15 protein-coding genes are annotated in these 19,369 nt (G+C 51.1%); 8 read left to right on the plus strand and 7 right to left on the minus strand.

The window, feature by feature from the left end:
- Positions 1-38: 38 nt before the first annotated feature.
- The 3 genes from PBOR_RS13110 to PBOR_RS13120 are packed head-to-tail and all read right to left on the minus strand — an operon-like array spanning position 39 to position 3,691.
- A complete protein-coding gene (locus PBOR_RS13110) occupies positions 39-1,832 on the minus strand; it encodes a type 2 periplasmic-binding domain-containing protein (protein ID WP_052429461.1) in 1,794 nt (597 codons plus the stop codon).
- A gap of 45 nt (positions 1,833-1,877) precedes the next feature.
- Positions 1,878-2,840: a carbohydrate ABC transporter permease gene (locus tag PBOR_RS13115; RefSeq protein WP_157764025.1), complete on the minus strand. Its 963-nt coding sequence runs from the start codon at positions 2,838-2,840 to the stop codon at positions 1,878-1,880.
- Complete coding sequence (locus PBOR_RS13120; protein ID WP_245648147.1) at positions 2,837-3,691, minus strand: ABC transporter permease subunit; 855 nt, start codon at positions 3,689-3,691, stop codon at positions 2,837-2,839. Before PBOR_RS13120 ends, PBOR_RS13115 begins: the two co-directional genes overlap by 4 nt.
- Before the next feature lie 870 nt (positions 3,692-4,561).
- On the opposite strand from PBOR_RS13120, the gene PBOR_RS13125 reads away from it, so the two are divergent.
- The 3 genes from PBOR_RS13125 to PBOR_RS13135 all read left to right on the plus strand — a co-directional run bounded on the left by PBOR_RS13125 (position 4,562) and on the right by PBOR_RS13135 (position 7,150).
- Positions 4,562-5,740 carry a glycoside hydrolase family 27 protein gene (locus tag PBOR_RS13125; RefSeq protein ID WP_245648149.1) on the plus strand — a complete coding sequence of 393 codons (1,179 nt, stop codon included), beginning with the start codon at positions 4,562-4,564 and terminating at the stop codon, positions 5,738-5,740.
- A 14-nt stretch (positions 5,741-5,754) separates the two neighbouring features.
- Positions 5,755-5,952: a hypothetical protein gene (locus PBOR_RS36625; protein ID WP_042135931.1), complete on the plus strand. Its 198-nt coding sequence runs from the start codon at positions 5,755-5,757 to the stop codon at positions 5,950-5,952.
- Between the two features lie 79 nt (positions 5,953-6,031).
- The gene (locus PBOR_RS13135; protein WP_042212230.1) at positions 6,032-7,150 is read left to right on the plus strand and encodes a GNAT family N-acetyltransferase; all 1,119 of its coding nucleotides are present in this window, start codon (positions 6,032-6,034) and stop codon (positions 7,148-7,150) included.
- 37 nt (positions 7,151-7,187) lie between these two features.
- Here the strand turns inward: PBOR_RS13135 and PBOR_RS13140 are convergent, their stop codons facing one another.
- Positions 7,188-8,054, minus strand: a complete 867-nt coding sequence (locus PBOR_RS13140; RefSeq protein WP_042212232.1) for an AraC family transcriptional regulator — start codon at positions 8,052-8,054, stop codon at positions 7,188-7,190.
- A gap of 234 nt (positions 8,055-8,288) precedes the next feature.
- On the opposite strand from PBOR_RS13140, the gene xynC reads away from it, so the two are divergent.
- Positions 8,289-9,965, plus strand: coding sequence for a glucuronoarabinoxylan endo-1,4-beta-xylanase XynC (gene xynC, locus PBOR_RS13145; RefSeq protein WP_042212233.1), 1,677 nt, complete (start codon positions 8,289-8,291; stop codon positions 9,963-9,965).
- Between the two features lie 48 nt (positions 9,966-10,013).
- Here the strand turns inward: xynC and PBOR_RS13150 are convergent, their stop codons facing one another.
- Genes PBOR_RS13150 through PBOR_RS13160 form a run of 3 tightly spaced genes read right to left on the minus strand, consistent with a single transcriptional unit; the run spans position 10,014 to position 14,382 of the window.
- Positions 10,014-10,982, minus strand: coding sequence for a sugar ABC transporter substrate-binding protein (locus PBOR_RS13150; RefSeq protein WP_042212235.1), 969 nt, complete (start codon positions 10,980-10,982; stop codon positions 10,014-10,016).
- Entirely contained in the window at positions 10,982-12,577 is a 1,596-nt protein-coding gene (locus PBOR_RS13155) for a response regulator transcription factor (protein ID WP_042212236.1), read from the minus strand. Before PBOR_RS13155 ends, PBOR_RS13150 begins: the two co-directional genes overlap by 1 nt.
- Positions 12,574-14,382, minus strand: a complete 1,809-nt coding sequence (locus tag PBOR_RS13160) for a cache domain-containing sensor histidine kinase (RefSeq protein ID WP_245648151.1) — start codon at positions 14,380-14,382, stop codon at positions 12,574-12,576. Before PBOR_RS13160 ends, PBOR_RS13155 begins: the two co-directional genes overlap by 4 nt.
- 266 nt (positions 14,383-14,648) lie before the next feature.
- Here PBOR_RS13160 and PBOR_RS13165 point away from each other — a divergent pair, with 266 nt between their 5' ends.
- From PBOR_RS13165 to yjfF, 4 genes are all read left to right on the plus strand, one after another.
- Complete coding sequence (locus tag PBOR_RS13165) at positions 14,649-15,686, plus strand: ABC transporter substrate-binding protein (RefSeq protein ID WP_042212238.1); 1,038 nt, start codon at positions 14,649-14,651, stop codon at positions 15,684-15,686.
- 71 nt (positions 15,687-15,757) lie between these two features.
- Positions 15,758-17,281 carry a sugar ABC transporter ATP-binding protein gene (locus PBOR_RS13170; RefSeq protein WP_245648153.1) on the plus strand — a complete coding sequence of 508 codons (1,524 nt, stop codon included), beginning with the start codon at positions 15,758-15,760 and terminating at the stop codon, positions 17,279-17,281.
- A 7-nt stretch (positions 17,282-17,288) separates the two neighbouring features.
- The gene (locus tag PBOR_RS13175; RefSeq protein ID WP_042212241.1) at positions 17,289-18,329 is read left to right on the plus strand and encodes an ABC transporter permease; all 1,041 of its coding nucleotides are present in this window, start codon (positions 17,289-17,291) and stop codon (positions 18,327-18,329) included.
- Complete coding sequence (gene yjfF / locus PBOR_RS13180) at positions 18,319-19,287, plus strand: galactofuranose ABC transporter, permease protein YjfF (RefSeq protein WP_042212243.1); 969 nt, start codon at positions 18,319-18,321, stop codon at positions 19,285-19,287. The genes PBOR_RS13175 and yjfF overlap by 11 nt, the downstream gene beginning before the upstream one ends.
- The last annotated feature ends 82 nt before the right edge of the window (positions 19,288-19,369 follow it).

Genomic DNA, 19,369 nt, shown 5'->3' on the forward strand with positions numbered 1-19,369 from the left:
TGCCTTTTCTTTTATACCGGCGCCTTGCCGGTCAAGGCTTATTTGTTCGCAATCGCATCGGCACGCATTTTAACAATTTTGTCTGCTCTTTCTTTGTCGACAGCAAAGACATCATTCCAGCCGAGACCTTCGACATCGCTCTTGAGCTTCGTCCAGAGCTGATCGAACTCAGCCTGATCCTTGGCGAAGATCATTTTCCATGAGGTATTCTTGACGTAATCCGAGATCTGGCTGCGTTTGTTCTTGATGTCCGAAGAATCGGAGCCGAGACTTGTGTTGATGTTAGGTACGATATCGATCATGTTGTTCTTCTGATAGTATTCGGTTGGAGTGGCCGCGCCATAGGTTTTCTGCCAGTCTGTAGTCAGCGCTGTTTGGTTAGCTTCAATGGTGGAAGCCCAATAGGTGTTGTTGTAGAACTCCTTGGTATCAGGGTCGACTACGAAATCACTCATAATCATAGAGTTTACCTTGCTCTGGCCGTCCTGATAACCGCCGCCGCCGTACTCAGCAGGTACAGGGGTGTTTTCCTGGAAAGCCGTTTGGCCTACTTCGGTCAGCTTGAATTTGCCGTCCGGTGTTTTTTCATAGTTGAAGCCTTCAAAGCCGTTCGTGTAGTAGCGCAGACCTTCAGGGGAAGACATCCAGTCCATAAGTTCCATGATTCTTTCCGGTTCTTTCGCTTTGGAGCCGATCGCAAACACTCTTCCGTTCCCGAAGTAAGCATCACTGTTCTGGATCAGATGGGTATCTGCAATGGGAACCGCTACGTTACCGTCGCCCTGGTTGCCTCTTTCAATCGTGTTGTAGAAGCCTCTCTGCCAGGAGTACCACAGGAGAAGAACCTGTTTGTTGGTCAGCTTCTCCGACACCTTGTTCCAGTCCTGGGAAGGGGAGTCCGGGTCGACGAGGCCCATCTTGTTGGCGTCATAATAGAACTGCAGAATCTTCTTGTACATGCTGTTGTCGTCTACGATCGGAACGATATCGCCTTTGGCATTCAATTGGATGGTTGTAGTCCCGTTCGGCTGCTCATAGCCATACCAGTTGCTGAGCCAGCGGACATTCTCCATGCTTCCGCCGTCCCAGTCCTTCCACAGCGTAATCGGAACAATAGGTTTGCCGTCCGGAGTCTTCGGATATTTGGCCTGCATGTCCTTCAGGGCGGTCATCAGATCGTTCAGATTGTTCAGCTTCGGCGCGCCGATTCCCTTGTAATAGTCCCAAGGCAGAATCGGGCTGGAGTATGGCAGCTCTTCCGAGAAGGTGGTTGGCGAAGTATCGGCGGTGAAGGCCGGCAGGGCATAGATTTTACCATCCGGATTCTGCTTCTCGAAGGCAACATTGAACGGCTTGAAGTGATTGTCTACATATTTGGACAGATGCTCTGTATTCTTGATCAAGTCCGTAAGATCCATAATCATCCCCGCCGGAATTAATTCCTCGAGCTGGCTGTTCTCAATAATCAGAAGATCCCCGAGGTCACCGGATGCTGATCTGGTCTTGTACAGCTGATCGCCGGCCACCTGTGGAGCCAGAATGTTCAGCGTGATATTGAACTTGTCTTTCAGCAGTTTACCGTACCACCCGGTCTGCTCCCCCTGATAGTTAGCTGCGTTGTCGAATACCGTAAGGGTCAAAGGTTTGCTGTGATCAATACCGCCAGCGCCCGGATCGGATGACTCAGCAGGTGTTCCTGGTTCGGCCGTCCCCGCTGCAGCACCCCCATTGTTGGAATTCCCGCTGCACCCACTTAGTACCGTTGTTATCAGCAGAATAGTCGTTCCGAGTACCAATGCGGACTTTCTTCCCAGCTTAATGTGTGTTCTCATGTGTAGCCCCCCGAATGATTAATGTATCATAATGGCGCAGGCGTATTAGCCTTTGACTGCCCCGATTATAATTCCTTTGACGAAAAATCTCTGGAAGATCGGATATACCAGCAGAATAGGAGCGACCACGATAATGGTAACCGTCATGCGGATGGAGGTAGAGGTCTGCTTGGTCGCCAGAGTTGCCATCGCCGTTGAGCCGGCATTCTGCAGATTGACCATAGTGGACAAGGAGCTAGCCTGATTGATGTAGTTATACAGAATGAACTGCAGGCTGTACAATTTGCTGTCCGTCACCAGCAGCAGCGTATCCTGGAAGGAGTTCCACTGGTTGACTGCCGAGAAGATGGCAACGGTTGCGAGGATCGGCTTACTGATCGGCAGAATGACTTTATAGAAAATGGTGAAGATTCCTGCACCGTCAATGCTTGCCGCCTGCTGCAGCTCCTTCGGTGTGGCTTCCACGAAGGTTTTGACCAGGATAATGAAGAATGGAGCTACAACCGACGGAAGAATATACGCCAGGAAGTTGTCCGTCAGATGCAGGGATCTCATGGTCAGATACCACGGAATGATCCCGGCGTTGAAGAACATCGTGATGATGGTGAAGCGGTACCAGAATTTCTTGCCCCACATGTCCTCCTGCGCAAACATGAATCCCAGGAAGGCAGAGGCGCCGACCGTGAGGAGGGTACCTATTACCGTTCTGCCCAGCGAAATGACAAAGGCATTGCCGAGGCCCGGTATTTTGAATACATCGACATAGTTCTGGAAATGAATCCCCTTAGGCCAGAAGATAATCTCACCCTTGGCACTGAGATCGTTCGCGCTGATGGTATTGATGATGATCGAATAGAACGGATAGACGCAAATGAAGGCGAAGAGGGAGAACAGGATATAGATGACGGTGGAAATGATTTTGTCGGTAGCGCTGACCTGCATTTTGACCGTTTTGGAGATGTCTATATCCCGGCTGTTTGGCGTAAAACCAGTCTGGCTGTCACTCATACGATGCCCTCCCCTCTCAATAATTTGGACAGTCCGTTTACCGAAAAGAGAAGCACCACACTAATCAGGCTCTTCAGCATACTGATGGCTACGGAGACGGAATAACTGCCGCCGCCCATGGCGAGGTTATACACATATAGGTCTAATACCTGAATTGTGTCCTTGTTAAAAGCATTCTGGAAGACGAAGTACTGCTCCAGTCCATTGTTCAGGAAGCTGGCAATCTGGAGCATCAGCAGGACGAAATAAGTCGGCATCATGCTTGGCAATACGACATGCCGGATCACCTGCATCCGGGTTGCACCGTCCACATAAGCTGCTTCATACAGCGACTCGTCAATGCCCATAATGGCGGCGATATACAGGATCGCTGACCAGCCGAGTGTCTTCCAGGTTGCCCAGAACCACATGGTAAGCCAGACATGATCCGAGCTCTGCAGGAAAAGAACCGGAGAATCGGACAGCCCCGTCATGTGGAGGAAGCCGTTGACCATACCTTCACTGGAGAACATGGAGAAGGCTAGGGAGTAGACGAGCACCCAGCTGATAAAGTTAGGCAGAGTGGTTACGGTCTGAATGAATTTACGGAACCGGACAGCCTTGATCTCTGTCAGGAAGATGGCGAAGAGCATAGGGAGCCAGGAGAAGAGAATGCCCAGTCCGCTGATGCCGAAGGTGTTCTTGATGACCTGAAGCAGCTGATCAATCTTAACCTGATTCTCGACCAGAGAGTGAAACCATTTGAAGCCGACAAACGGCGATTGGGACAACGGAATGGGAGGGGTATAGTCAAAGAAGGCATACACCCATCCGTAGAGCGGGTAATACGCAAAGACAGCAAGTAAAACCATAAAGGGCGAAATGTAAAGAAATTTCCGGAAGGAATTGCTTCTTATGCTCTGGCTGCGCATTGTTTCACTCCTCTTCGTATTCTCTTTGTATAATTGCCTCGTTGAAGCTTTCCAGATCTGCTATTCCTGGTAGTGTAAGTCTGTCGGTCATCCCCCTTTTTCAAAAGCAATTTCAACGGCCCCGGGGAGTGCGCTGTTCGTTGTGTCCCCTATGGTTTCCCCAACCCTTCTATATTGATAACGCTTTCATATATGAAATCTATAATAAATTATCGTCTACCTACTAACAATGACCGATCCTCACCACTTATTGATCTATTATCAGGTGAAATCTGGATAGGAGCTTGAACATGTCCTCCCCGCAAAAGAAGTGGAAAAAGGACACTTAGTTTTCTCGAATGATTCGATTTAAGATCATTAGGTGGAAAAAGTACAACTAAATAATCCAATATCCTGGTTTGTGGCATAAACAGGATAATTAAGTGCCGTTTTTCCACTTACTACCGGGAGGTAGAGTTACATCATATAATTAGTTGTACAATTTCCACTTACGTTCCATGCCTGCCACTACTCAGAAGAACATATCGCCCCACCCCCTATTACTCAGAAGAACTTTTCGCACCTGCACCTCCACTACCCAGAAGAACACACCGCACCTACGCCTGCCCCAGAACACACCAAACGGCTCGTTCACGGGTCAGCCTGTTCTGCAATCCCTTGATTTCCATGCTTAAGAAAAGCAACATACGTCGATATGAAAGCAACATCAAGCTATAGATTACAAGGATTGTGTGTGATTAAATACATAAAGAATACAGCATTTGCTCTTAAACCAACATTTGCGATGATGCGAAAGGATGAATACTAATCATGGACAAACAACTAATGGACAAACAACAACAACTCGGCTTAACGCCTCCGATGGGCTGGAATTCATGGAACACCTTCACCTGGGATATTAACGAGCAGTTAATCCGGGAAGCTGCCGATACCCTGGTGGCAGACGGCTACAAGGATGCGGGATATGATTACATTGTCATTGACGACTGCTGGAGCCTGAAAGAACGGGACAAGGATGGCAAGCTGGTTGCCGATCCGGTCAAATTCCCGAGCGGAATGAAGGCGCTTGCAGATTATATTCATTCCAAGGGCTTGAAGTTCGGCATGTACTCTTGTGTAGGCACCCATACCTGCGCTGGGTATCCGGGGAGCTTCGAGCATGAATTCCAGGATGCGGAATCACTGGCTGAATGGGGCGTGGATTTTCTCAAGTATGACTATTGCTTCAAGCCTAGACATATGTCGGGAGAGCTGCTGTACAAGCGGATGAGTCTCGCACTTAAGAACTGCGGAAGAGACATTCTGTTCTCCGCGTGCAACTGGGGCGAGGACAACGTCTATCAGTGGATTCGTGAATCCGGCGCGCATATGTACCGCTCTACGGGTGATATCCAGGACAGCTGGGAATCCATCAAGACCCTGGCTCTGTCGCAGCTGGATAAAGCCGCCTACACCGGGGCCTACTGCCATAATGATCTGGATATGCTGGTTGTCGGCATGTACGGAGGCAGCAACAGCGACTTCATCGGCAGTCAGATCGGCGGCTGCACGGATGTGGAGTACAAGACCCACTTCTCACTGTGGAGCCTGCTGGGTTCTCCGCTGATGATCGGCAGCGATATCCGCAAGGCCAACGAGGCTACCAGGAATATTCTGCTGAACCCGGATCTGATTGCGATCAATCAGGATGTGGAGAGCCGCGGGGCTTACCGCATCAAGCCGGAGCCCCAGTGGTTCCATGCAGATGATGTGTTCATGCTGGTAAAAGTATTGTCGGACGGAGACCTTGCGATCGGCTTCTTCAACCTGAGCGATGGACAAAGAGAAATGTCGCTGCAATTCTGGGATTTCGGACTTCCGTATGCCTCCGGCAAATCGCTGTCCCTGTATGACTGCTGGGAGCATAAAGAGCTTGGCGTATTCAGAGAAAGATATGCTCCGGTCGTTGCAGCCCATGATTGTCTGATTGTGCGGGCTAAATTGGTGTAGAGAAGAGTGTGAACATGAATAGAACATGCAGACAATGCGGTGTTCCCCTGATGACGGATGATGTGGCGATTTACCTGAAGCTGGTCACTCGCAATGCCCAGGATTTCCTGTGTATCGATTGTCTTGGCGAGCAGCTCAAATGCGGGCGCGAGCCGATTGAGCGGCTGATCAAGTACTTCAGGGAGTCGGGGAAATGTGTGTTGTTCCGTTAAAACGCGTTACCTCCGCTGCTTTATGTTTATCTATATAGCGAGAGAGTGTAAAGTGGAAGGGAAAGGGTGGATGGGGCAAATGGTTAAATACAGAACGGCAGCTCCGCATGAGCGCGAGGAATACATAGATTTGGCCAACCTGGCATTCCGCTTTGATTTTGAAATCCTGATGCCCAAGGCTTATGACAAAAGTGTAGATTCTTCGGCCATGCATAAGATTGCTGAGGATGAGCAGGGCAGGCTGCGCGCACTGGTGGCTGTGTTCCCCGAGTCTCTACGGGTAGGTGAGGATACGCTGCGGACCGGATATCTGGGTACCGTATCGGTCCATCCGCGTGCGCGCGGCGAAGGGCATATGAAAGCGCTTATGAATCTGTGGCTTGAAGAGCTGCGGGGTACATGCGATATGGTTGTATTATATGGGCAGCGGCAGAGATATGAGTATTTCGGCTTCACGCTTGGCGGTGTCAAGTTCAAGTATACTGTGGCAGAAGCCAATGTGCGCCATAGCTTAAGAGAGGTGGATGACACCGGTATATCCTTCAGCCCGTTATTTGAGATTGAAGGAGGAGCAGAATTTGCGCATAACATGAACACCTCGCGGCTTGCTTATGTTGAACGTAACTTAGAGCAATTGCCGCTTATTTTCAGCACACTCTGTCAAAAGGCGCTTGGCGTTCTGGATCAGGGTAAGCTGATCGGGTATCTGGTTGTCAACGAAGCGGGCGATGATATAGCTGAATTCGCGCTAAAGAAGGCGGACGATATTCTGCGGACGCTTAAGGCATACATGGCCTATAGCAGAGCAGGGCGAATAACGATGTACGCGCCGGAATATGACATCCCGCTGAATAAGGCTCTTGGCTTCTTTGCGGAAGACTTTGTGATCGAGAACTCGGATATGTATCATATTCTGGATTTCGCCAATGTCCTGAAGGCTTACCTCACGCTGAAGTCCAAGACCACCGGGATTGTTCCGGGAGAATTCTCCGCAGTGATGGACGGTCAGCCGGTGACGGCGCGGGTGGACGAAGAGGGCGTGAGCGTCGAGCGGTCTGCCAAGCCGGGAGCTGTGGTCCTGGACAGGCTGGAGGCTCAGACGCTTCTGCTTACCCAGCATGGCCGTTATATGGCAGTGGATGCGCCCGCAGGCTGGTTCCCGCTGCCGCTGTTCTGGTACAAGATTGATAAATTCTGAGTAATCCCATGTTATACAATAGAGCAACGCAAGCCTTCTACTCCGGGAGGCTTGCGTTTTTTTTGGCGTATCTTCCAGGCGAGATTCCGGTAATCTTGGTGAAACTGCGGATGAAGTTGGCATAATCGCTGAAGCCCGAAAGCTCACAAGCTTCGGCGACTGAGTTGCCGGCAGACAGGTGGCTTTTGGCCAGCGATATGCGCTGATCGATTATGTAGGAGCGTATCGTAAGTCCGGTATGCTCCCTGAACAGCCGGCTTATATATTTGCCGCTGTAATGAAACTCCTGCTCCAGCTGCTCTGAGGAGATAGCTTCGGCCAGATGCTCCTTGATGTAGGTCATCGTATGGCTAACCAGCTCCGGCATAAGATTGTTTGATGAGCAGGTAGACGACTGATACAAGGTGTTGATGAACACAAGCAGGCGGGTTGCATAGGACTCCGCCAGCAGATCCTGTCCGTATGCGTCCGAGCCCAGGCAAGTAATCAATTGGTCTGCAAGCCGGCAGTACAACACCGTTTGTTCCCGCGAGAGCCGGGTAAGATTGTTCTGTCCCAAGGGATGGGATTCAAAACAGGCTAACAGATTTGAGCGGCCGCTTGAAAGTCTCTCCAAAGCTGACTTCTTGATATTCAGCCCTATCCGTTCATACATTTGATTGTCAATACAGATACAACGGTGCATTTCGCCGGGGCTGATTATGATTAAGTCGCCGGGAACCAGTTTGTAGCAGGACTGCTCCAGATACATGTAAGCATTGCCTCTCAGAAATAAATAGATTTCGTAAGCATCATGGCGGTGATAAGGCAAGGCCGGGTTAATGAGCTCGGTATCTGTTGTTTTATGAAAGCATAGCAATTCTTCCTGAATAGGGGTGAAAATATAGTTTATAGCCCGATCCATAGCGTACATTCCCTTTAATGTAATTTAATGTAATAATAGGCATTCACGCAATATATTATCGTTAATATGCAAGGATTATACAGCGAATAATTTATATAATACAGTTAAAGGAAGCGTTTGCTATAATTGTGAGAAAATTGGACAAGCAGATGTGAGGTACAGCTGCGCTTCGACCGGACTGGAGGTGATAAGAACAGGGGTTGGCCGAGATTACACGAAGAGGAGATGGAATTAATGATTTCAAGGGTAAAAAAGTCACTGTGCACCTTATTGGCCTGTGTAACTGTGCTGTCTGTAATAATGGTACCCGCACCTCCCAAGGCTTCAGCAGCAAGCGATGTGACCGTGAATTTGTCAGCCGAGAAACAGGTGATCCGCGGCTTCGGAGGCATCAACCTCCCTGCCTGGATAGGAGATCTGACTGCAGCGCAAAGAGAAACGGCCTTTGGCAATGGTGCGAACCAGCTGGGATTCTCTATTCTGAGAATCTATGTGGATGACAATAAGAGTAACTGGTACAAGGAATTAGATACGGCGAAGGCAGCTATTGCAAAGGGAGCCCTTGTTTTTGCTTCGCCCTGGAATCCCCCAAGCGATATGACAGAGACCTTCAACCACGATGGCGATACATCGGCCAAACGCCTCAGATACGACAAGTACGCAGCCTATGCCCAGCATCTGAACGATTTCGTTACGTACATGAAGAATAACGGTGTGGAGCTGTATGCGATATCGGTTCAGAATGAACCGGATTATGCCCATACCTGGACCTGGTGGACTCCCGCAGAAATGCTTAATTTTATGAAAAATAATGCCGGATCTATCAACTGCAGGGTTATAGCTCCTGAGTCGTTCTCTTACCTGAAGAATATGTCGGACCCCATTCTTAATGATGCACAGGCGCTTGCCAATATGGATATTCTGGGTGCGCATACGTATGGAACTTCGTTTAACAACTTTGCTTATCCTCTTTTCAAACAGAAGGGGGCAGGGAAAGAGCTGTGGATGACAGAGGTCTACTACCCCAACAGCAATAATAACTCGGCCAATCTTTGGCCGGAAGCACTGGAAGTAGCCTATCATATGCACAACGCGATGACAGAGGCGGATTTCCAGGCCTATGTGTGGTGGTACATCCGCCGTCAATACGGTCCGATGAATGAGGATGGCACGATCAGCAAACGCGGGGACAGCATGGCACAATTCTCCAAATTCATCCGGCCCGGGTATGTAAGGGTAGACGCCACCAAGAATCCAAATACAAACATCTACACCTCGGCCTACAAAGGAGATAACAAGGTGGTTATTGTGGCCATTAACAAAGGCACTTCGGCTGCAAGCCAGAGCTTTGTCCTGCAGAATGGCACGGCAGCGAGCGTATCCGCCTGGATCACAGACGCCAGCCGGAAGGTAGCCGCCGGGTCATCCATTAATGTGTCGAACGGTTCCTTCACGGCCCAGCTTCCGGCCCAAAGTGTGACAACCTTTGTAGCTGCACTTGGCAGCGGCAGTGGCACCGGAACGGGCACCACCTATGAGGCCGAATCAGACACAACATTGACGGCTGCAGCAGCAGAAACGACTAATGCAGGCTACACCGGCAGCGGCTACGTCAATTTTAATGCCGCAAACGATGCCGCTATTCAATGGAACAGCGTGTACTGTGCGGTTGCAGGGACCAAGAATATGAAATTCCGCTATGCGCTGGAGACCGGTACAAGAAACCTGGATGTATATGTGAATGGCACCAAGGTCATCAGCAATACCCCCTTTGCAGCAACGGGGAGCTGGTCAACCTGGGCAGAGAAGACGGTTCAGACAGCCATGAATGCCGGGACCAATACGGTAAAAGTGGTGACTACCGGTACGGAAGGACCGAATGTAGACAGTATCAATGTATTTGCCCAGTAGGTTAATGCAGTGACATTATGAACCCCGGGCCCTCCGCTTTTTGGAGGGCTAAGGCTGTTCACCAATGATTGTAATTTCCGTATTGATCCATTTGGCTACAGCTATACCTTTGGCCCTTAGCAGCAGAGTGTTGATGATATCCTCTCCCCAATTCTGCTCGTTCTGTGAAATCACCCGCGTAATCTGTCCGTTGTCCATGGCCTGCTTCAACGAAGGCGTGAGGCCCAGAGCGATATTATAGCGCGTCAGGCCTTTGGCTTTCCAGACTAGGACAGAGCTTGAGCTGGAGACATAATCCAGACTGACCAAAGCGCTGAAATGGGGATGGGCCGAGATCATTTGCTCCAGCTGCAACGCTGCGCTGTCCTCACTGCCGTCATTATGACGGATTTCCAGTACATCTATCTCGGTATGCTCCGCCAAATAATCCTGCAATCCGCGCAGCCGTTCTTGAGTGCCCCGCATGCGGGACATTCCAGACTCGACCAGAATCATCCCTTTTCCGCCAAGCAGGCGTTCCACAGTCTGTCCGATAGTAGCGCCAGTTGCTCTATTATCAGCCCCGATGAAGGCTTCTCTGCTGCTGGCAGGCGAATCCGACTCAAAACAAACCACCGGAATCCCCCGGGATACCGCTTTGTTAATAACGCTGGTAAGCGCCAGGGAATCCGCCGGGGCAATGGCGATTCCGTCTACGCCCCGCTTGATCATCATCTCCATAATCCGGATCTGCTGCTCCAGATTGGCTTCGTCAGGCGCTTGAACCAGCAGCTCTACATTATGCTTTTTTGCCACAGCTTCTGCTTTCCCGGTTATCATTTCGTAGGTGGCATTCACCATGGGATAGATAATACCGAAAGTCAGCGGCGGCTCCCCGCTCTGACTTGATGAAGAGTCCAGGGCTTCCTCCGAAGGTGTATTAGTGGCTCCGGAGGAACGGGAGCAGCCGCCAAGGATGAAGCCTGCTGCCAGCAGCAGAATAAAGACATACCGGATCCGCCTTCTGGAAGAAGTCATTAATTCCCCGCCCCTTTACGGATGGGCTGAAGCTGATCCCCGGAATTTCCGTGCTTGCGATATTCCATAGGCGTCATGCCCGTTACTTTCTTGAACAGATTGGAGAAGTAATGCTGATCATTGTAGCCTACGCTAAACGCAATCTCAAACGTTTTATGTCCCGTTGACTTCAGCAGCTCTTTGGCTTTATCCATGCGTGTGGCCGTCAGGAATTCAGTGATTGTCTGTCCGGTCGCCTGGCTGAAGGTTTTGCTCAGATGGCTGGGACTGACCCTGACCTGACTGGAGATGTCGTTAAGGGAGAGCTGTTCTTTGTCATAATGCTCACTGATATAATGCTTAACCTTGTCAATCAGCTCACGATATTTATCTGCCCCCTCGGATCTCCATTCCCATAGCCGCTCCAATAGCCGGTTCAAATAATGCAGACCTTCATCTGTATTGGAAATATGCTTCAGCTGTGTCTGGAATTCCTTAATGAGCTCTTCAGGATTTGGGGCAGCGCGAAAACATTTCTTAGCCGTCTGCACCAGCTCCAGGGTGATGTCGTTCATCAGGTAATAGGCGTATACGGATTGCCAATTCATCTGCTGGAGCTCCGCAGAGAGCTCCAGCAGAAATGCGGGAACCTGCTTGTGGTCTCCCAGCTTCAGAAACTGGATCAGCCGGTTCCGGTCGAGCAGGATACCGCTGGCGGATGGATCGAAATATGCATCAAGCAACGCTGCTGAATTCAGTCTGGACATCTTCTTGAACATCCGGTTATCCTCGGCCTCCAGATAGGAGAGATGAATGCCCTGCAGCCGTTCCCGGACATCACCCAGACTGACGGACAGCTCCAGGCCGCAAGCCGCTCTCAGCTTCTGCTTCCAAGTCCCGCAGATCTCTTCCAGGGTACGGCTCATCTGGGCCGGATTACTGCCTTTATAGATCAGGACAGTTTCAGTGCGGCTGCGTTTATAGATGAAGCCTTCTGCCAGCTCCTTCAGCAGGCCTGCGAACAGCTCTTCGGCATCCTGAGGCGCGCATGGGGAACCCGTTCCTGCATCGTTATCCGATGGATTTAACGTAAATATGGCAGTTGCATAGTAAGGGGCCATAAGCAGGAGATCCAGCTGTTCTGCCGATTCGATGGCGGCAGCGGTACTGATCAGTCCTCCGCACAGATCAGCGAACAGATTCTCGGGGGTATAGGCTTGTTTTTGTTTCATCCGCAATTCTTCATCAATCCTGGAGCTGACACTATGGAGCAGCTGCAGCAGATCCGCAGAGCTGAACGGCTTGAGACAATAATCCTCAACCCCAAGCCGTAGCGCCGCCCTGGCGTATTGGAAGTCATCATGACCGCTTAGAATAATGATTTTGATCTTTGGGAACTTTTGCCGGACGACAGAGCTCAGCTCCAGCCCGTTCATAAAAGGCATTTTGATGTCGGTAATGAGAATGTCGGGCAGCTGTTCTTCGATGACCGGAAGTGCAAGCTCACCGTCGGGGGCGTCACCGCAAAAGATAAAGCCTTCTTTCTCCCAATCTACGGATTCCCGTATACTTTCACGGATCAGGATCTCATCATCCACCAGCATAACCTTTTTCATCTTAGGGTCCCCCTGTTCTTGGGTATGCGAACGGTAATTTGTGTGCCATAACCTTCTGAACTGTCCAAGCGGATTCCATACTCGTCTCCGAAATACAGCTGCAGCCGCTGATGTACATTCTGCAGACCGAATCCGTTCTGAGCGGTGTCCGGATCCTCCGATTGAATGGGATGCTCGATATATTCTCTGAGCTGCATCAGCCGTTCTCCGGGAATGCCAATTCCGTTGTCGGCTACGGTGAGCATGATGGAGTTCGCGTCTGTATTTCCGCTAATGCTGATCAGCCCTTTGCCTCTTTTATTTTTGATACCGTGATAGAGGGCATTCTCTATCAAAGGCTGCAGCGTCATATTCAGAATCGGATATTCCTGCAGCTCCTCCGCAACTTCAATCTTGAACTCCAGAATGTCACGGTAACGCATCTGCTGGATGATCAGGTAGCTTTGGGCATGGGCAAGCTCAGAACGGATCAGCACCCAGTCCCGCCCTTTATTCAGGCTAAGCCGGAAGAACCCGGATAGCGCTTTCACGATCCGGATGACACCATCGTTATTCCCCGCTTCAGCCATCCATACAATGGAATCCAGTGTATTGTATAAAAAATGCGGATTGATCTGCGCCTGCAGCGTACGCAGCTCCGCCTTTTGCAGCTGTTGCTGCTTGCGGATGCTCTGCTCCAGCAGCGCTTTGATCTGCTCGACCATAATGTTGAAGCTTTGTCCCAGATCGGCAATTTCATCATTGCCGTCCGGTTTGACCTTGGCTTCCAGGTACCCGCTTGCCGTCAGGCGCATCTTGTGCTGCAGCAGCTGGATGGGCCGGGTCAGCCGCCGCGTAAGCAGATAATTAAGCGTTATCGCGAAAATGATGCTTAAGCCTACGCTGACTATAATCAGCTGCCTGATCCGGTTGGCTTCGGCAACAATCTCCTGCAGCGGGGCCATGCCGATAATCTTCCAGCCTGTCGATAGGGAGGAGGTATGGACAATGAACCAGGGCGGGCCGGCGGTCTGAAGCACAAAGCTCCCGCTTCCGCTTAGTTCCCCGGCAGGTAATCCCGTTTCTTGAACAAGGGCCACTGCCGCTTCTTGAACAGGCGGCACATAGATGGGGTTGTTCTGCTGATCCAGCAGGTAGAAGAACCCTGTTGTACCAATCGTCATCTTGTCGCAGAATTCCTTGATGAAGGAGTCGTTCAGATCCACAATGATGAATCCGATCACCTCATGCGTGATCCGCTGCTTGACTGCTGTCATGATCGATATGACGCCCTGATTCCTATAGGTGAAGCCGTCAACCCGGTCATAACCGGAAATCAGGGGCGGAGGAATCCGGAGAATAAGCTCGGGGTTCTGGGACAGTGTCTGGAAATGCGGATTGCGCAGCGGATTAATATTGGATTGAAAGATGCCCCTCCGCTCGCTGATCCCCTTGCCGTATAGATTAATCAGGCTGATATTGAGTACATCCTCATATTTGTAGGTGTCCCGGTAGAGTGTAAAGGTCTGCAGAATTTCCTTGGCCTCTTGATAGGTTTCAGATTGTGAGAAAAGAAAATGGATGACCTGGGGGTTATTGCTGAGCTCCAGCAGCCGCTCGGTATCTTTGAACAGATTATCGATATTCGTTCCCAGCATGTCAGCCTGAAGCATACTAGAAGCCTTGCTGTGACTGGAAATGGAAGTATAGGATTTCTGGTAAGAAATGAGGCCGACAGCGATCAGCGGTATCGTGGACAGCACAATAAACAAAGCCAGCAGTTTGGCCCTCAGACTGGAGGAGATCCAGTGTGTGATCCGCATCATCGGAAGTTCCCTTTCGCAAGTAGAGTAGATTTGGCTTCAATATATAGTTTATAACAAATTCTGGGATGCCGATACCCGAAAAGAAAGCGCAATCAAAATTCACACCTTTTAAATAAAAAAATACACAAAATCCTCCCGTGGACAGAACAATGCCAAAAATAGAAAGCAAACGCCAAAGGCTGCCCGTATAACGGACTTTTGTAAGCGGTTTATAATGGGCAGAACACCAGAACCTGGTGAATGCCGAGGGGGAGGAATAAATACGTATGAAGAGATTCGGGAAAATGGGAGTAGTGCTTGCACTTACTTTAACTATGGTCATGCTTGGAGCATGCGGCAACAATAATGGGGGGAACAAAGCGGCGAATACCGGAAATGCGGCAACGGAAGCACCGGCGGCGAATGGCGGAACCAAGACGGAGGCCAAGGACATTACGCTCGGTTTCTCGCAGGTGGGTGCAGAGAGCGGATGGCGAAGCGCCAATACGAAGTCCATTCAGGATTCAGCCAAGGAAGCGGGCTATACGCTGAAATTCTCGGATGCGCAGCAGAAGCAGGAGAATCAGATCAAGGCCATCCGTTCCTTTATCCAGCAAAAAGTGGATGTGATTGCCTTCTCCCCGGTCGTGGAATCCGGTTGGGATACTGTACTTAAAGAGGCAAAGGCTGCGGGAATTCCGGTGGTTCTGACCGACCGTGCGGTGGATTCTAAAGACACCTCGCTGTACGTTACTTTCCTTGGCTCCGATTTCGTGGAAGAAGGCCGCAAGGCGGGTGAGTGGCTGTCTGATCAGTATAAAGACGCTTCAGAGGACGTTAATATTGTGGAGCTGCAGGGAACAACAGGCTCTGCTCCAGCCAATGACCGTATGGAAGGGTTTGCCGAAGTCATCAAGAGCAATCCGCATCTCAAGGTTATTGCCTCTCAGACCGGCGATTTCACCCGGGCCAAAGGTAAGGAAGTTATGCAGGCGTTCCTGAAGGCCAATAAGGATATTGATGTGCTGTACGCCCATAACGATGATATGGCACTCGGGGCGATTCAGGCTATAGAGGCGGCAGGGCTGAAGCCGGGCGAGGATATTAAGATTATCTCTGTCGATGCGGTGAAGGACGGAATGCAGGCAGCCAGTGAAGGTAAAATCAACTTCATCGTCGAGTGTAATCCGCTGCTTGGACCGCAGCTGATGCAGGTGGTGCAGAATGTAGTAGACGGCCAGGCGGTTGAGGCCCGGATTGTGACCGAGGAATCGACCTTCACTTCCGAGCAGGCCAAGGAAGTGCTGCCTGGCCGTGAATATTAATCAGCAAGCCTAATAGAATGCGGCTAAGGCGGCCTGACAACCGCCTTAGCGTTTTCTATGGAGAATGAGGAGTGGATGCAACCATGAGCACGCAGCTGCCCATACTGCAAATGACCGGGATTCATAAACGGTTTCCGGGCGTAAAAGCATTGACTAATGTGAACCTCCGCCTGTTCCCTGGTGAGGTTCATGCCTTGATGGGGGAGAATGGTGCCGGCAAGTCAACGCTGATCAAAGTGTTGACCGGCGTCTATTCCATTGATGAAGGCGGCGTAGAAATGGAGGGTGCGCCCATTTCCCTGCACAGCCCGCTGGAATCGCAGGCTGCGGGAATCAGCACGGTATATCAGGAGGTCAATCTGTGCCCCAATCTGACAGTTGCCGAGAACATCTTCATTGGCAGAGAGCCGCGGAGATTCGGATGCATTCTATGGAAGGAAATGAATCTGCGCGCTGCGGAGCTGCTCCGGGAACGGATGAATCTGCAGATCGACGTTACCCTTCCGCTGCATATGTATTCCGTAGCGGTTCAGCAGCTGATCGCAATCGCCAGAGCGCTGAATATTTCAGCCAAGGTACTGATTCTGGACGAACCGACCTCAAGTCTGGATCAGAATGAAGTGGAGCAGCTGTTCCGCATTATGAGGAAGCTGCAAAAGGGTGGTTTATCGATATTGTTTGTCACGCATTTTTTGGATCAGATGTACGAAATCTGCGACCGGGTAACCATCCTGCGGGGCGGTGAACTTGTCGGTGAATATTGGGTTAAGGAGCTAACACGGCTGGATCTGGTCTTAAAAATGATCGGCAAGGATCTTAATTTGCTGGAAGAGCTGCCGGGTCTGGCAGCAGAATACAAGGATGCCTTGGGTGATGAGCTGATCAGGGCTGAGGGGCTGGGCCGCAAAGGCGGGATTGAGCCGTTCGATCTGTCGATCCGCAAGGGTGAGGTAGTAGGGCTGGCAGGACTTCTAGGATCGGGGCGGACAGAGGCAGCCCGGCTGTTCTTCGGTGCCGACAAACCGGATTCCGGGCAATTGACGCTGGCGGAATCAGGAGGTGGGGTACATTCGCCGCGGGAGGCCATTGGACGGCGGATCGCCTTCTGCTCCGAGAACCGCAAGACAGAGGGGATTATCGGCGATCTGACGGTAAGAGAGAATATTATCCTTGCGCTGCAGGCCAAGTACGGCACGTTCAAGACCATCTCCCGCAGGCGGCAGGAGGAGATGGCTGAAGAATATATCCGCATGCTGAATATCAATCCTCCAAATCCCGACCTGCTGATCAAGAATTTAAGCGGCGGAAATCAGCAGAAGGTTCTGCTGGCACGGTGGCTGCTGACGGAGCCTGAGCTGTTCATTCTCGATGAGCCGACACGGGGCATCGACATTGGAGCCAAGGCGGAAATTCAAAAGCTGGTGCTGACGCTCTCACGGCAGGGCATGTCATTCCTGTTCATCTCCTCCGAGCTGGAGGAAGTGCTGCGGGTCAGCGACCGGATCGCCATCTTGCGCGACCGCCGCAAAGTGAAGGAAATTTCGGATAAGGACATGAGCCAGCAGCAAATTATGCAGGCGATTGCGGGAGGCTGACACGACTATGAGCCAACTGGTAAAACATCATTTATTCTGGCCGCTGTGCGTTCTGGCTGTACTGCTGCTGTTCAACCTGTGCTATTCGCCGGACTTCTTCTCAATTACAATCCATGACGGACACTTATACGGAAGCCTGATTGATATTCTTAACTTCGGAGCACCGCTTATCCTGGTGGCCATTGGGATGACACTGGTAGTGGCAACCAAGGGCATCGACCTGTCTGTCGGCTCCATTGTCGCTATATCCGGCGCCGTTGCCTGCCTGAGCATCAGCAAAGCTTCCGACCAGAATGCCTTGGGTCTGATTCTAACCTCGGTGCTGCTGGCAGCAGGTTTGTCGCTGGTGCTTGGCGCATGGAACGGTCTGCTCGTCTCCGGGGCCGGAATTCAGCCGATTATAGCCACGCTGATTCTGATGGTTGCGGGGCGGGGGATCGCCCAACTGGTTACAGGCGGACAGATTATTACGGTAACCAGCACGAAATATGCCTATATCGGGTCCGGCTCACTTGCTGCGCTGCCATTTTCAATATTTGTCGTAGCCCTGGTTCTGGTCATTGCCGTGCTGCTTACCCGAAAGACAGCCCTGGGCCTGTTTATAGAAGCGGTGGGCTGCAATCCGGCCGCCAGCTCCATGTCCGGTATCCGCGCCCGTTGGGTTATTCTGTGGGTGTATGTATTCTGCGGTTTATGTGCCGGCATTGCCGGACTATTGCTCAGCTCGAATGTCTCCAGCGCCGACGGCAATAACGCCGGACTCTGGTATGAGCTCGACGCTATTCTGGCGGTAGTCATCGGGGGGACGTCGTTGAACGGCGGCCGTTTTTATCTTACGGGTACCGTAATCGGTGCGCTGATTATCCAGACGCTGACCACAACCATCTATATGATCGGCGTCCCGCCGGAAATTACACTGGTCGTCAAAGCTTTTGTCGTGCTGGCGGTCTGCCTGATCCAATCGGATACCTTCCGGGCCGCTATTGCCGCCCGCTGGAAGTCGCGGCATTATCCCGCAGAGAAGGAAGTGACCCGTCATGTCTCTTAACCGCAAGTTTATTCCGATTGTGGTCACCATCGTACTGTTCCTCGTCATGTTCGCCGCCGGTTCCTTCCGGTATACCGGATTCTTCTCCCTGCAGGTACTGATGAATCTGCTCATCGACAATGCCTTTCTGCTGATCACGGCCGTTGGCATGTCCTTTGTCATCCTGTCAGGCGGCATTGATCTCTCGGTCGGCTCTATCATTGCCTTGTCGACAATGGTCTCCGCAAGCCTGGTGCAGCAGCAGGGGTGGCCGCCGGCTGTTGTTATTCCGCTGGTGCTCCTGATGGGTGCGTTGTTTGGCAGCATTATGGGAGCGATCATTCATTATTTCACAATCCAGCCGTTCATTGTAACGCTGGCGGGAATGTTCCTGGCCCGGGGCTTATGTTATGTAATCAGCATTGACACCATTACCATTGATAATTCCTTCTATACAGCCATTGCCCAGACGAGAATCCCGCTGCCGGGCGGCAGCTTTCTCTCGATCAGCGCCATTATTGCTCTTGTTGCCGTTGCTGTGGCGATCTTCACCGCCCATTACACCCGGTTTGGCCGCAACGTGTATGCGCTTGGGGGCAATGAGCAATCCGCTCTGCTGATGGGGCTTCCGGTGGGAAGAACCAAGGTGCTTGTCTATACGCTCAGCGGATTGTGCTCGGCACTTGCAGGAGTGGTGTTCACTTTTTATATGCTGTCGGGTTATGGGCTTCATGCCGTAGGCTTTGAGCTGGATACCATCGCGGCTGTCGTCATTGGCGGAACACTGCTGACCGGCGGTGTAGGTTATGTGCTGGGCACCTTCTTCGGTGTACTCATCCAAGGTGTGATTCAGACCATTATCAGCTTCGAGGGCACACTCAGCTCTTGGTGGACCAAAATTGTCATTGGCCTGCTGCTGTTCATTTTTATCCTCCTGCAGCGGGTGTTAAGCTCAAGGCGGTTGACTCTAAAAGAATAAGAAGACTGGATGGGGAGACAAATAATTCTTGTCTCCCCATGTTTTTGCTATATAATTGTAATCGCTATCATATGAAGGAGGG

The sequence above is a fragment of the Paenibacillus borealis genome, assembly GCF_000758665.1.
Lineage (GTDB): Bacteria > Bacillota > Bacilli > Paenibacillales > Paenibacillaceae > Paenibacillus_AQ > Paenibacillus_AQ borealis.

Bases quoted from the DNA above. Each gene is read 5' to 3' on its own strand.
- PBOR_RS13110 (WP_052429461.1), bottom strand. From the start codon at position 1,832: ATGAGAACACACATTAAGCTGGGAAGAAAGTCCGCATTGGTACTCGGA.
- PBOR_RS13115 (WP_157764025.1), bottom strand. From the start codon at position 2,840: ATGAGTGACAGCCAGACTGGTTTTACGCCAAACAGCCGGGATATAGAC.
- PBOR_RS13120 (WP_245648147.1), bottom strand. From the start codon at position 3,691: ATGGTTTTACTTGCTGTCTTTGCGTATTACCCGCTCTACGGATGGGTG.
- PBOR_RS13125 (WP_245648149.1), top strand. From the start codon at position 4,562: ATGGACAAACAACTAATGGACAAACAACAACAACTCGGCTTAACGCCT.
- PBOR_RS36625 (WP_042135931.1), top strand. From the start codon at position 5,755: ATGAATAGAACATGCAGACAATGCGGTGTTCCCCTGATGACGGATGAT.
- PBOR_RS13135 (WP_042212230.1), top strand. From the start codon at position 6,032: ATGGTTAAATACAGAACGGCAGCTCCGCATGAGCGCGAGGAATACATA.
- PBOR_RS13140 (WP_042212232.1), bottom strand. From the start codon at position 8,054: ATGGATCGGGCTATAAACTATATTTTCACCCCTATTCAGGAAGAATTG.
- xynC (WP_042212233.1), top strand. From the start codon at position 8,289: ATGATTTCAAGGGTAAAAAAGTCACTGTGCACCTTATTGGCCTGTGTA.
- PBOR_RS13150 (WP_042212235.1), bottom strand. From the start codon at position 10,982: ATGACTTCTTCCAGAAGGCGGATCCGGTATGTCTTTATTCTGCTGCTG.
- PBOR_RS13155 (WP_042212236.1), bottom strand. From the start codon at position 12,577: ATGAAAAAGGTTATGCTGGTGGATGATGAGATCCTGATCCGTGAAAGT.
- PBOR_RS13160 (WP_245648151.1), bottom strand. From the start codon at position 14,382: ATGATGCGGATCACACACTGGATCTCCTCCAGTCTGAGGGCCAAACTG.
- PBOR_RS13165 (WP_042212238.1), top strand. From the start codon at position 14,649: ATGAAGAGATTCGGGAAAATGGGAGTAGTGCTTGCACTTACTTTAACT.
- PBOR_RS13175 (WP_042212241.1), top strand. From the start codon at position 17,289: ATGAGCCAACTGGTAAAACATCATTTATTCTGGCCGCTGTGCGTTCTG.
- yjfF (WP_042212243.1), top strand. From the start codon at position 18,319: ATGTCTCTTAACCGCAAGTTTATTCCGATTGTGGTCACCATCGTACTG.